The following is a 13,677-nucleotide window of genomic DNA, read 5'->3' as shown; positions in this document are numbered from 1 at the left end:
CTGCAGGGAGGAGTGAGTGGCTAATGGAAACGTTAGTGTTTAAATACAAAGCCGATCGAAAGTTAACTCAGCGCGCACATGTAGGCGTTGTTGGTTCAGGGGATTTAGAAATCTTAATGGTTCCTTCTGATGAAGAACATGCTCACGTATCAGTACGAACAGGAAGTGAAGGGTTTAGTGAAACCTGGAAAGCCGTATTAGATCGGTTTTTTAGTGCTCATATGATTCAAGCGAAAATTGTAATTAATGATTTCGGTGCTACGCCCGGTGTAGTCGCTTTGCGTCTTGCACAAGCTTTGGAGGTGAGTGAAAATGGGAGTGAATAATCAAAGCTTTATTGAGTTAAATGGAAGAGAACGAGCGCAGGCAATCTTAGATCAAGGTACATTTCGTGAGCTGCTCGGCCCTTTTGACGGGATCGAGTCGCCTCATTTACCTAAGCAAAATATTGTTCCTCAAAGCGATGATGGTGTCATCATAGCAAGTGGGCTAATAGCAGGGGAGCCAGCAGTTGTCATTTCAATAGAAGGAGGATTTCAAGGGGGAGGCATTGGTGAAGTATCGGGAGCTAAAATTGCAGGAGCTTTAGAATTAGCTCTTAATAATCACAAAAAAGGTGTTCCTGTTAGACCTGTTTTTCTATTCGATACAGGAGGGGTAAGGCTGCAAGAAGCGAATTATGGACTTTTGTCGATATCTGAAATTGGCTCAGCGGTAGTTGCTCTGCGTGAGCATACACCTGTTGTCGGAGTTATTTCAGGAAATGTAGGCTGCTTTGGAGGAATGTCTATCACTGCTTCACTCTTTAGTTATCTCATTATGACAAAAGAAGCAAGGTTTGGTCTTAACGGCCCGGAAGTGATCGAACAAGAAGCGGGGGTTGAAGAGTTTGATGCAAGAGACCGAAGCTTAATCTGGAAAACGATTGGCGGTATTCAACGCTATGAAACGGGGTTTGCAGATACATTAGCACAGGATGATGTTACTGCTATTCAACGAGCGGTTCAAGAGACGTTTCAAAAAAAAGAAAAAGTAGCTAGTAAAACAGAACAAGTAGATTTTTATAGGCATTTGCTTAGCAAGGTTGATCCTTCAGAAAAAATGGCTCCTTATCAATTTCAAGAATTGTATAAAGCAACAAAAAATGAACATATCCCTTCAGCAGTCTCTTACTCGTTGAACGAAGTTCCAGGTAGCATGCCTAACAGCCGCGGTCGCGTGTGGATTAACGCTTTAATAAATGATGAAGAAGCAGATTTTGAAATTCCTTCCGTTCTTTATAAAGACGCACTGCTAGGAAGAGAAAAGGTCCGATATATATCGGTTGTACCTAATCCTTATAATCGTTTCTTACGTGCACGAAAAGGGGAAGTAGGACTAGATGAAGGATGGGCAATTGCTAAGCACGTTCGTGAAGTAATACAAGAAGATCGAAATCAATCTCCGCGCCCTATAATTGCCATTGTGGACGTACCGAGTCAAGCGTATGGCTATCATGAAGAACTTCTAGGTATTCACTATGCTTGCGCTGCTGCAGCTGATGCTTATACAGCAGCGCGCTTAGCAGGTCATCCGGTTATTACGTTAATTGTCGGAAAAGCAATTTCAGGAGCATTTTTGGCTCATGGATACCAATCGAATCGAATTTTGGCTTTAAAAGACGAAGGAGTGAATGTTCACGCCATGTCCAAACAGTCGGCAGCGCGCATTACTAAAAGAAGTATAAAAGAACTTGAGGAAGCTTCAAAGAAAGTCCCGTCCATGGCTTATGATATTAAATCATTTGCTTCACTTGGCGCTTTATATGAGCTGGTTAGCGGTATTAAAGCAGAGCAGCCCACAGAGCGCGACGTTCAAATGATTCAAGATATTTTAATTGGAGCAGTAGAAGATGTTCGCTGTGAAGGTGTATACGATTTAAGTAGCCGGCTGCACAGTGAGCAAGCAAGAAAGGAAGGGCGAAAAGCTTCTTTATGGGTAAGAGGTGAGTTGGAAAAACAATGGAATATATAGCTCATGATTTGCTTCAGTTAAAAGAGGAAGCAAAGCTTATCAGTTATACACCTATCCCCGAGTGGGTGGAATATTCATTAGCCAAGGCTCCATTTGTAGTGGTAAGGCGTGCTGTTCACCGAGATAAACTGATACCTATTGGAGTAAGAGGAGAACGAAGGAATCAGCGTTTTGGTGCTTTTTTATCTGAGGAGGCCATTAAACAAACAATTAGGCCGGAAAATCTCGTTTCATTTTTTCAAAACGCCCAGTCTAGAAACATGCCAGCTATACGCGCTTTGGAAGAGGTGGCTATTATTTTTGAAAAATTTGCGTGGGGACCAACCGGCAGTGTAGGGTTCGAGCTTGCAAGCGGTGAAGAAGTTGTCACGACAACCAGTGATTTAGATGTACTTATTCGCCTTTCTTCTTATTTGTCGGTGAAACAAGCGGAAATGATAGTCAGTAAGCTAAAGAGATGCCCAGTTTCTGTAGATGTACAGGTAGAAACAGAAAAAGGAGCCTTTTCTCTAGCGGAATACGCAAAAGGCGAAGAGACGCTGCTTCTGCGTACTGTATATGGTCCTGCCTTAGTAAAACTGAATCAATTAGCATAAAAGACGGATGAGGGATTTGCACCTTTTCCGTCTTTTATGTCAATACCAGCTTTTTTCTTGGCTTAACAAACGCTTGGCTTCAAGAAAAAATATTTGAATAAACTTTTTGGTGTTAATGCGAATCGGCAAAATTTTAGAATCTCCCTGCAGTTCTTTCATTTTTTTACGAACGGCTGTAAAGTCAAAAAACTTAGAAGCATAATTTTCAAACTTTGGATTTGAAAAATCTGTTAATCCAATAGAAGCAAAGTGATTCAGTGAGTGAGTAACTGCTCGTCTTATTCGCTGTTCACAAGCCTTGGTTTCACGATTAATTTCAATAGAAGACGCGTGAGCTCCCAATTTTTTCTCAGCGACATTCACAAAAATATTTTTTAGAGAAGGGAAATGTTTTTCCACACTTTCTCTTTGGTCATAAGTGTACAGAAACTGTAAAATATCCAGTAAATCTTTTGCACCATTTTCTCCTACAATACCTAATTCGGCTAATAAGAATTTCCCTACATCGTATAGATGGGCTTGTTTCGTTATCGGCTGGCTTGAAGGAGGAGCGTGATGGGCTGTCGCTAAACTATTCAAGGAGGTTTTAATATCATCGATTGATTTCTCAAGAGAGATTCGTTCAATTACTTTTCGAATAACCGTTAAAATTTCAATTCGATTAATTGGTTTTGTAATATAGTATTCAATTCCTAATGAATAGGCTTCTCCTATTAATTCTTTGGACTCTACCTGTGAAATCATAATCATTTTTCCTTTAAATGAATCTTTTAAATGACGGATCGTTTCGATTCCATCTCGTCCTGGCATAAGTAAATCAATAAATAAAATATCAATTTGCTTTAAATTTAACGTAGAGGCATCTAAAAAGCTGCCGTCTACGACTTCTTCTACAACTTCTCCTAAATCCTCATCTTCAATCAGCTGACTGAGCGTTGAACGAATGGCTGAATCATCATCTGTAATACAAAATCGCATAAACTCATCCTTTCTGAATTAGACTACAAAGAGGTATTTGAATGATAAAAATCATCCCTTTATCTCCTTGTTTAGCTTCAATCGTACCTCCAAGTTCTTGAACAATATCTCTTACGTAAGAAAGGCCAATTCCAGTAGAGGGATTTCCAAATTGATCGTATTTTGAGGTGAAACCAGGTTCAAAAATAGCTTTTTCGTACTTCAAAGGCACGCCAGGACCATCATCTTGTACATGAAATTCTACAAATTCAGCTTGTCTATGTACGGATAAAACAATCATTCCCTCATCTTTAATCGCCTCCACTGCGTTTGCTACCAAGTTATTAATGATCGATAAAATTGTGTAAACGTGGTAGCTGAAATGTTCCCCGGTGACAGAGGAAAAAAAGCTAATTTGTTTGTGAAGAGAATCGGCATATTTTTTGTTGATGCGTACGATCAGCTCGATTAATTCCTCTGCTTTCATATAATTTTGGAAACTTTCATTTGAAATTGTTTTAGATAAGCCCGCAAAAATACGCTGGTTGTCTTTTTTTACTTCGTGAATATCTCCGGCAATCCGAAGCGCTTTTTTACTGAGCGATTGGTTAAGCACAGAATGATCTTTTTCCTGCTGATGTAATACACGGTATAAATCGTACGAGGCTTTTGTAATCACTTCTGTATTATGAAGGGTCTTTTTTAAATGAACGGTTTCTTCATAAAGGCTTGTAATAAGCATTAGCATGTGCTCATTTTGTTTGCGAATTTGACGTTCTCGTGACTGTGATTCATAAATTGTCATCATATTAAAAAAGCTAAGTACAATGAAGCTGTGAGCAAAAGCAATAACGGCCATGTCGGATAATGAATCGATATGAATGGTTGTGTGCAAAACGATATACTGCGCAGTTAGTTCGACTATATCAGCAGCTATTTCAATGATGAGTCCAATTAATCCAATCACAATAGCACTATAGTTCATGCGGCTTACTTTAAAAATAAAAAATAAAAGTGCATACGTAAAGTAAAAGAAAAACGTAGGGTAATGCGTATGTGCAGAAGCCGCAAATTGAAAATGATCGAGCGTGATATAATCGAGCATGATGCGAAAGAGAACGACGCTGAAAGCGGTTAACAAGCCGCCAGATAAAACGGTTTTCCGTTTTAAAAGCAATAGGAAAAAGAAAAATGTAGGAGCTCCAAATGTAATTCGAAATGTTTCATTTAACGGATAAAATTTTAGCTCTCCCGCCAGCGGAACAGTAATGAGCATGAGCAATAAAATGTACGGATCTTTTCGAATGAAAGATTTAAAATTCAGATAATTACACCTCCTGAAGTGATTCGTGAATTAGTATACATTGTGACAGCGTCCAGCACAATGGAGAAGAGTACCAAAGATAAAAATATAATTCCAAAAAGTTTTGTAGGTTTTTGTATGCTCTCGTAGGTTGCATTGTACATTAAAAACGAAAATGAAATCCCGCTTTATGAAAGCGCTTTAAAATAAAAAGTTAATGAAGTGATGAGGTGATTTTAATGAAAAGAGAAATTGAACAGGAAATGTCTTACTTACAGGTCACTGCAAAAGAGCAGTTACACGAGTGGGTAGAGCAAATAAAAGAATTTTCGTCAGAAGGAAAAACGGCTGATTATATCCCCGCTCTGAAAGATATGGACTCGTCTCAATTAGGTATTTGTTTGATTGGTGCTGACGGAACGGTTATCCAGTCTGGGGATTATGAAGCGGTATTTACTCTTCAAAGTATTTCTAAAGTCATTAGCTTTATAGCAGCTTGCTTATGCTGCGGCATTCCCTACGTACTAGAGAGAGTAGATGTAGAGCCAACTGGAGATGCATTTAATTCTATTATAAGACTGGAAATGCATAAACCAGGAAAGCCGTTCAATCCTATGATTAATGCCGGTGCTTTAACGGTTTCATCTCTTTTATCTGGAGAGACGGCAAAAGAAAAACTAAGCTATTTGTTTGATGTAATAACAATGCTTACTGGGAAAACACCACTGATTAATGAAACCGTCTTTGAATCAGAATGGCAAACGTCTCATCGAAATCGTGCGCTTGCCTACTATTTAAAAGAAACAAACTACTTACAAGGAGAAGTAGAAGAAGTTCTAGAGGTTTACTTAAAGCAGTGCTCAATTGAAGTAACGACTGAAGATATTGCGCTGATCGGATTAATTCTGTCATTAGACGGATATCATCCAGTGTTTCACAAACAAGTAATTCCAAAAGAAGTAGCTAAATTAACAAAAGCGCTTATGCTTACATGCGGTATGTATAATGCCTCAGGAAAATTTGCGGCATTTGTTGGTATGCCAGCTAAAAGCGGTGTATCAGGAGGAATCATGTCATTGGTGCCACCTAATACGAAAAAGCAGTCTCCATTTCCAGACGGATGCGGTATCGGAATTTACAGTCCAGCTATTGATGAGTACGGGAATAGCGTAAAAGGCGTTACGCTGCTAAAAAAAATCGCAAAAGAATGGGATTTGAGTATTTTTTAGTCTATTTACGTACTATTCATTCGCTTCAATAATATAAACACCAAGAGAAAAAACTTTCATGTTTTGCATTTGTTCTACCAAATTTTTTAATGAGGTGATAGGCGTGCAACAAGCAATCGAAAGTGTAATTAGTGTCATCAATGATTTTTTTTGGTCGAATTTATTAATTATTTTACTTGTATCAATCGGTATTTATTTTACGATCCGCTCTCGTTTTTTGCAGTTTCGCATGTTGAAAGAAATGGTACTTGTTTTGAAAGAAGGACGAGCGGCTAAAGATGGGGGAGTCTCCCCGTTTCAAGCTTTCTGCATAAGCATGGCAGCTCGAGTAGGAACAGGAAATATTACCGGTATAGCGATTGCTATTGCTCTTGGTGGCCCGGGTGCTGTATTTTGGATGTGGATTATTGCCATTATCGGTTCAGTATCAAGTTTTGTAGAAAGTACACTCGCTCAAATCTATAAGGTAAAAGGGTCAAACGGATTTCGAGGAGGACCCGCTTACTATATGGAAAAAGGGTTAAATAAAAGATGGATGGGCGGGCTATTTGCTGTACTCATTACACTGTCATTTGGCCTGGTGTTTAACGCTGTGCAATCTAATACGATTACGCTGGCATTTGAGAACTCTTTCGGAACGAGCCGCTTATTGATTGGGATTATTATGACAGTTATATTTGCGATAATTATTTTTGGCGGGATCAAACGCATCGCTAAGATATCGGAATACATCGTTGTCGTATTAGCCGTTTTATACATTGGAATGGCTCTGTTCATCATCTTTAAAAATATTGATCAAATGCCTGCTGTTCTATCTCTAATTGTGAAAAATGCATTTGGATTTGAACAGGCGCTTGGGGGATCAATTGGTGCAACGTTAATCAACGGAGTAAAGCGCGGACTGTTTTCCAATGAAGCAGGGATGGGAAGTGCTCCCAACGCGGCGGCAACTGCAGTGACGAGTCACCCAGTTAAACAAGGTCTTATCCAAGCATTTGGTGTCTTGACGGACACGCTCGTGATTTGTACAAGCACAGCATTTATCGTTCTCTTATCTCCCGCCTATAAGCAGGGACTAAGCGGCATTGAATTAACGCAAGCTTCTCTTAGTACACATATCGGTTCTTGGGCATCAGGATTTTTAGCTATCATGGTATTTCTATTTGCTTTTAGTACGTTAATTGGCAATTATTATTATGGAGAAACGAATATTGAATTTTTAAATTCAAATAAGATGTGGCTTTGGTCTTATCGTGTAGGCGTTTTAGCGATGGTTATTTTTGGGTCGGTTGCTCAGCTTCAGCTTGTATGGAATCTGGCAGACTTATTTATGGGGATGATGGTAGTGGTGAACTTAATTGCTATTTTTCTATTATCGAAAGTGGCGTTTTCTGCCTTGCATGACTATACTCAGCAGAAAAAGGAAGGGAAAAATCCAGTCTTTTATAAAGATGCATTAGAAAACAATCAGAATATTGAATGTTGGGAAAGAGAATCGACTTCATCCCCTTCTGAAAAAGAGAATATTATCTAAAAAAAGTTCAGCCAGTTGGCTGAACTTTTTTTATGCGTTTTTCTTTAATTCAGTTTGCGTAGTGCCTTTAGAAAATAATGTTTCTTTCACGCCATTTGTTGCTGCTTTGGTTTTTGCAGCAAAGATTGGATTTAAAATAAAAACTACGAGTAGGTTAGATAATAATCCCCAGAACCCTTCATAAAGGCCAAATGAATTTCCTGTGGCATGAACGGTAAACGTTACAACCAGCCCTACTACTAATCCAGCAATCGTACTTTCTTTCGATTGATTTCTCCAAAACAGGCTGATAACAATAGCCGGGAAGATTTGTACCATGCCGGATACCCCTAGTAACTGTAGGGAAACAAGTGCTTGTGGGAATAATAAACCGAATAAAAGTGCCAGTCCAATAACAACAAAAACCATAGACCGAGTAACCATTGTTAATGTTTTACCCTGTACATTTGGATTAATTAAATCTCTAAATATATTATTTGCAAATAAGTTAGACGCTCCGATCGCCATGATAGAACATGGAATTAATGAAGCAAGAGCAATCGTTGCATAAGCTAACCCTTGGCCAATGCCACCATATGAATATTGAATCAAGGTTAATAATGCTAATCTAGGATCCGTTGTATCTTGAGGTAATACTTGATAAGCAATAAACCCTAAGAAGATGACTAGAATTAAAACAATATTGTAAAGAGGTAAGAAGACAGCATTTTTACGAAGCGAATCTGCACTTTTAGCAGTGAAAACACCTGTAGCAGCGTGGGCCCACATGAATAAAGCTAAAGCAGATACGAGTGATGCTGTAATAAACCATGGAATGCCCTTAGGTCCTTGTGTTGGGATCGTTAATAGCTGAGGTGCATCCTTTGCAACATTGTCAATCATGTTGCCCCAGCTTCCAAAATGCATAATTGGCAGAGAAACAACCATAAATAACATAATCGCCCATACCAAAATATCTTTAATAATTGCCGTATAAGTGGGACCTTTAATTCCGCTGAAAAAAGTATAAAGAGCCACAAGAAAGAATGAAAGAATAACGACAGCTTTTACATTAATGTAGCCAGTTCCTGCAACGCGAAGAGTATCTTGAATACCGCTAAGCTGAAGATCAATATATGGAATAAGCATCAATACACCTACTATGGCAATTAAAGAGGAGAGAAATTTACTGCTAAAACGTTCTCTAGCATAATCAGCAAGTGTAGTAAGTTTGTGCTTTTTAGCAACAGTCCAAAGTTTTGGAAGAAAAAAGTATGAAATTAAAAAGGCTAAAACAGAGTAAGGAATGGCAAAAAATGCGATGCTTCCTCCTTGATAAGCTGTACTTGTAAGACCTAGGAATGTATAAGCAGTATATAAATCTGCTCCTACTAAAAGCCAGACGAGCAGGCTTCCAAAACGTCTTCCCCCTACAGCCCACTCTTCAACGGAGCTTCTAGATGATTTGTCACGTCCTGCTATAAAGCCAATGGCGATAACGACAAGAACAATTGCTGATGTGATTAAAAGTGCGGTTAAATTTCCTTGCATTATTCAATGTCCCCCCAAGATTTTTGTAAACGATAAATGATAAATGTACACACAGGCGTTAAGAAGACCCATAAAAATAACCATAAATGCAAAATAGGTAATCCAAAAATAATTGGATGAATGTTATTTACAAAAGGTAAAAAAGCGAATTGAGCAATAAACGGAATGATGAATAAAATAAATATTATGAATTTTCTGTTCAATTTTTACTCCTCCTCTAAAATTTATCTAACAATGTTCACTATGATAGCAAGTCTGACATAGTAAAGCAATAAGTTTTTTGAAAATTTCGTTATAAATTACGAAAATTTTTTTAGAAAAACAAAAAAAGGGTATGAGAAGAAGATATTTGAAATGATTAGGGAAGAAAAAGCAGGGGAGAACCTAAGCGCAGTTGCCTTTGAAACAAAAAAAGAACGGAAAAGAAGAAAGGTAGTTTTCTCGATGAGATAAAGTATATTGCTATTGCATTAAAGAAAAAGAATTTGTATGTTCAAATATAGATTTATGGAAGCTATAAAAACGAGCAAATAAAAAAACTAGACAATAAGTGCTTGTCTAGTTCCACCACTCTGTCAATGGTCCTTTGTCGCCATAAACAGGATCTGTTGTAGGAATAGGTACTTGTGCAATTTCATCAAATACGTGAGGGCGATCCGTTTGTTTTCCTGTTCGTAAGTTGTAATCCATGCCCTCTGGATAAGCTCCAACCACTTTAAAATCAGCAGTTGACTGCAGACGCATATGTCCTGTACCTGCAGGGAGTACGAGTACATCCCCAGCATGCACCACGATATTTTCTCCCATATGTCCACCTAGTTTTAAGCGTGCAGATCCGCTAATTACACCTAGTGCTTCATGAGAATTGCTGTGGTAATGGTGAAAATCATATATGCCGCCTACCCAGCTGTTTTTCCAGTTGTGAGAATTAAAAATGCTCTCTACTTTCTCTTTCTTACTAATAAATACGTGTTCATACAACAAAACTGGAAGACGAGGGTGATTTGGAATGGTTCCGTCGTCATCAAAATAAAGAACTTTTACATTTGCATAATTCATAAGCATCCCTCTAACAATCTTTTTTCGTAATTTTCCCTGTTTTTTGCTTGCGTAAACAGAGAAGTTTGCTCGAAGTACTTCATTCGTTGCGAAGTGCATGATATGTAGGTGTTAACGTTTTCCCAAAAGAAGTCTCCCACTTCAAGCGTAGCTAAGTGGTGGGCAGTTTACTTTAGTATCTTTTCTTCATATTGTATATAAGTAAAGGGGCTAGTGCAAGAATTCTATGGATATATAGATGTTAATTCGTATTTTGTAAATGAATAATATATATTAATATAATTTTTAGAAGTTGATATGCTCGTGAAGTAAAAGAATCAAATAATAAGCAAGGTTAGAGTTTTAGTTGTTTTTTGTAATTAGGAAGAGATTTTAAGAAGATTTATTCGGAATTTTACGAATAATTAATTACTTTTGTAAAAGTAATGTAAACATTTTTGTGTATTGAGTAATAGTAATGAATGTTATATACTGATAAAAAATATATTCCTATATGTGACTGGCGCAACATGGATGACCATGGGGGAGCATATAGCGTATAAGCCGCGCGCCTGGGCAAACACTTGAGAAAATTTCGCAAGTGTTTTTTTTATTTTCCTAGGGAAGAGGAGTAGATTTGGATGAGCAATATGCAAAGGAAGATGGGAACATTTGCTTTAACCATGACAGGCATAGGTTCGATTATCGGTTCAGGATGGCTGTTTGGAGCATGGAAAGCAGCTCAAATTGCAGGACCCGCGGCTATTTTTTCATGGGTTATTGGAATGGTAGTTATTTTGACCATTGCCCTATCGTACGCTGAACTGGGCGCGATGTTTCCGCAAGCAGGGGGGATGGTTAAATATCCTCAGTATTCACACGGATCATTTATTGGATTTTTGGCTGCTTGGGCTAACTGGATTTCAATCGCTTCAACGATAACAGTGGAGGCTATTGCATCTGTGCAATATATGAGTACTTGGCCGTGGAAATGGGCTCGCTGGACTCATGAATTAGTAGACAATGGCATTTTAACGTCCAAGGGGTTGGCAGTTGCGTCTCTGTTATTATTCATTTACTTTTTTGTGAACTATTGGACGGTAAATCTCTTTGCTAAAGCAAACTCATTTATTACGATTGTTAAATTAATTATTCCTGGTTTAACGGCAGGGGCTTTATTTTTTGCTGGTTTTCATAGCGGGAACTTTTCAAGTGAGCATGGGGTAGCACCTTACGGATGGGCGAGTGTTTTAACGGCAGTGGCAACATCAGGTATCGTGTTTGCATTTAATGGTTTTCAAAGTCCTGTAAATATGGCAGGAGAAGCAAAGTCACCTAATAAATCGATTCCGGTAGCTGTAATTGGTTCAATTTTTATTGCTGGAATTGTATACATTATATTACAAATTGTTTTTATCGGAGCAGTAAGTCCGTCATCAATTGCGGATGGATGGAATCATTTGAATTTTAATTCTCCTTTTGCTGATTTAGCGATTGCGCTTGGAATTAACTGGCTAACAATCGTGTTATACGCAGATGCATTTGTTTCTCCTTCCGGCACAGGTGCTACATATACGGCAACGACTTCTAGAATGTTATACGGGATGCAGCAAAATGGATATTTGCCAAAGATATTTGGTACTCTTCATCCACTTTACAATGTCCCGCGCCCAGCTATGTGGCTAAATTTAGCAGCCTGCTTTTTGTTTCTCTTTTTATTTAGAGGATGGGGTGTCTTAGCAGAAGTGATCTCAGTAGCGACGCTTATCTCCTATATTATGGGACCTGTAGCGCTTATAACATTAAGAAAAACGGCTTCACACTTTTACCGTCCATTTTATTTAAAAGGGGCATCAGTTATTGCGCCATGCGGCTTCGTTTTTGCTTCTTTGACGCTTTACTGGGCAAGGTGGCCACTTACAGGTGAAGTGATTTTTATTATGGCAATTGGCGTGCCAGTTTATTTTTATTACCAAGCGAAAAATAAATGGGTGGGCTTTAAAAAAGAATTTTTAACCGGGGCTTGGATGCTTATCTATTTAGCGTGCATGATTTTTATTTCCTACATAGGAAGCGAAAAATTCGGAGGCAAAAATATTTTACCTTTCGGATGGGATATGCTAGTGATTGCTTGCGTATCATTAGCCTTTTATTACTGGGGAATTAAAAGTGGCAAATCTAACCGATATATGAAAGAAGCTGAACAAATCAATCAAGAAAATTTTAAATCTAAATAAAAAACACGAGCCGGTGCTCGTGTTTTTATTTAGATGAATGGAGAATTTAGACTTAGTTTTTATCAAAATATTGTAAAAAACATAGATTTTAAGGTTTGAGGATTTACACAGAGGGAACCTTTATTTGGGATAAAGTTCTAAAAAAACAAAATAAAGGGGATTGGACAGCTGTGAAAAAAATGAATGTTTTGGCTTTGGTTTTTGTACTTATGCTAGTATTAGCGGCTTGTAACAGTTCTAAGGAAACGGGAGGATCCACTTCGGCTAAAAATAAGGCGATTGAAGCATCTATTGACAGCGCTTCTTATATTTTAGTAGATAGTGATGAAGGAGCTACAAGTGAAGAAAAGGGGCTGTTGAAAGTTGATTTAAAAGTGAAAAATGTATCCAAAAACAGTATATCTTTATCGGATTACGACGGTGTGTATTTATATGAAGGAGATGAACAATTATCTCCAAAAACGGGAGTGAACAGTAGGGAACTTGGACTAGAAAGCAGTTCATCTGACAAGATTGGCGCTGGGAAGCAAAAAAAATTAATGTTCGTCTTTGAAGTCAAAAAAGATAAAAAGTACAAAATTGGGCTTCAGCCAAAATCATCTGATTATGATGAAGAAATTGACGAAGTAACATTAACACTGGATACGAAGAAATACGCGAAAAGCTATAATAAGCTACAAGACCCAGAAAAAGCTCTGCAAGCTTACACGGAAGTTCTTTACTTAAACAAAGAAAATGTAGATTATGATAAATATGTAACAGCGGACAAAACAGCTGTCATAGAAGAACAGAAAAAAGCGTTTAATGAGGAATTAAAAGGTGCGTTTTCTAATAGTTTAACCGATAAAGCAAAAAAAGATTTTTTTAACATGTATAAAGATGTTTTGAAAGAAAAAGCAAGCGTAAAGACAAATGTGATTGCCAATGCAAATAATAAAGCTGTAGTAGAAGTGGAGTACACTACTGTTAATTTATCAGACTTATATTCATACGTATCGCAGCTTAAGAGAGCATATACAGATGAAACAAAAGATTACGATACAAAACACTCTGAAGAGTTTGCGGCTTCTAAATTCAAAGATATTGTAAATGAATTAGAAACGAAAGAAGGAAGTCGTCCGCTACGAATTTTTATGGTGAAAGAAGATGGGAAATGGACTGTGAAGTCAAGTGACCTATACAGTGACTCTTTAGGTAAAACGTTTGGATCAAGCTACATTCGATAGACAAAAAAGAGGCT

The 13,677-nt window shown here is 37.9% G+C and carries 12 protein-coding genes and 1 riboswitch; of the genes, 7 read left to right on the top strand and 5 right to left on the bottom strand.

Going from position 1 to position 13,677, the window contains the following annotated elements; translation table 11 throughout:
* The first annotated feature begins 23 nt into the window (after window positions 1-23).
* From SCI76_RS10040 to SCI76_RS10030, 3 genes are read left to right on the top strand one after another with little or no spacing between them, the layout of a single operon-like run.
* Entirely contained in the window at window positions 24-326 is a 303-nt protein-coding gene (locus tag SCI76_RS10040; RefSeq protein WP_028412295.1) for a malonate decarboxylase subunit delta, read from the top strand.
* Window positions 313-2,013, top strand: a complete 1,701-nt coding sequence (gene mdcD, locus SCI76_RS10035) for a biotin-independent malonate decarboxylase subunit beta (RefSeq protein WP_168760356.1) — start codon at window positions 313-315, stop codon at window positions 2,011-2,013. The genes SCI76_RS10040 and mdcD overlap by 14 nt, the downstream gene beginning before the upstream one ends.
* Window positions 2,001-2,609 (top strand): malonate decarboxylase holo-ACP synthase, encoded by a 609-nt coding sequence (locus SCI76_RS10030; RefSeq protein WP_028412293.1) that lies wholly within the window; start codon window positions 2,001-2,003, stop codon window positions 2,607-2,609. The genes mdcD and SCI76_RS10030 overlap by 13 nt, the downstream gene beginning before the upstream one ends.
* Before the next feature lie 39 nt (window positions 2,610-2,648).
* On the opposite strand, the gene SCI76_RS10025 is transcribed toward SCI76_RS10030, so the two are convergent.
* Window positions 2,649-3,587, bottom strand: a complete 939-nt coding sequence (locus SCI76_RS10025; RefSeq protein ID WP_028412292.1) for a response regulator — start codon at window positions 3,585-3,587, stop codon at window positions 2,649-2,651.
* Between the two features lie 4 nt (window positions 3,588-3,591).
* On the bottom strand, window positions 3,592-4,842 hold the full coding sequence (locus tag SCI76_RS10020; protein WP_168761360.1) for an ATP-binding protein: 1,251 nt from the start codon (window positions 4,840-4,842) through the stop codon (window positions 3,592-3,594).
* Window positions 4,843-5,108: 266 nt separating this feature from the next.
* Between SCI76_RS10020 and SCI76_RS10015 the strand changes: the two genes are divergently transcribed.
* Both SCI76_RS10015 and SCI76_RS10010 read left to right on the top strand, forming a co-directional pair.
* Window positions 5,109-6,098 (top strand): glutaminase, encoded by a 990-nt coding sequence (locus SCI76_RS10015; protein ID WP_028412290.1) that lies wholly within the window; start codon window positions 5,109-5,111, stop codon window positions 6,096-6,098.
* Window positions 6,099-6,201: 103 nt separating this feature from the next.
* Entirely contained in the window at window positions 6,202-7,632 is a 1,431-nt protein-coding gene (locus SCI76_RS10010) for a sodium:alanine symporter family protein (protein WP_028412289.1), read from the top strand.
* Between the two features lie 30 nt (window positions 7,633-7,662).
* Here the strand turns inward: SCI76_RS10010 and SCI76_RS10005 are convergent, their stop codons facing one another.
* The 3 genes from SCI76_RS10005 to SCI76_RS09995 form a co-directional block, all read right to left on the bottom strand.
* Complete coding sequence (locus SCI76_RS10005; protein WP_028412288.1) at window positions 7,663-9,162, bottom strand: sodium:solute symporter; 1,500 nt, start codon at window positions 9,160-9,162, stop codon at window positions 7,663-7,665.
* The gene (locus SCI76_RS10000) at window positions 9,162-9,365 is read right to left on the bottom strand and encodes a DUF3311 domain-containing protein (RefSeq protein WP_033578104.1); all 204 of its coding nucleotides are present in this window, start codon (window positions 9,363-9,365) and stop codon (window positions 9,162-9,164) included. The genes SCI76_RS10005 and SCI76_RS10000 overlap by 1 nt, the downstream gene beginning before the upstream one ends.
* A gap of 355 nt (window positions 9,366-9,720) precedes the next feature.
* Complete coding sequence (locus tag SCI76_RS09995) at window positions 9,721-10,320, bottom strand: cupin domain-containing protein (protein WP_080754378.1); 600 nt, start codon at window positions 10,318-10,320, stop codon at window positions 9,721-9,723.
* 386 nt (window positions 10,321-10,706) lie between these two features.
* Window positions 10,707-10,785, top strand: a riboswitch (ZMP/ZTP riboswitch).
* 56 nt (window positions 10,786-10,841) lie between these two features.
* On the opposite strand from SCI76_RS09995, the gene SCI76_RS09990 reads away from it, so the two are divergent.
* Both SCI76_RS09990 and SCI76_RS09985 read left to right on the top strand, forming a co-directional pair.
* Window positions 10,842-12,437 (top strand): APC family permease, encoded by a 1,596-nt coding sequence (locus tag SCI76_RS09990; RefSeq protein WP_407545180.1) that lies wholly within the window; start codon window positions 10,842-10,844, stop codon window positions 12,435-12,437.
* Window positions 12,438-12,616: 179 nt separating this feature from the next.
* The gene (locus SCI76_RS09985) at window positions 12,617-13,663 is read left to right on the top strand and encodes a DUF5105 domain-containing protein (RefSeq protein WP_205689700.1); all 1,047 of its coding nucleotides are present in this window, start codon (window positions 12,617-12,619) and stop codon (window positions 13,661-13,663) included.
* Window positions 13,664-13,677: the final 14 nt, after the last annotated feature.

This window comes from Priestia sp. HNGD-A6 (assembly GCF_045784335.1).
GTDB classification, from domain to species: domain Bacteria; phylum Bacillota; class Bacilli; order Bacillales; family Bacillaceae_H; genus Priestia; species Priestia zanthoxyli.
This window is presented reverse-complemented; position numbering and strand designations above follow the sequence as displayed.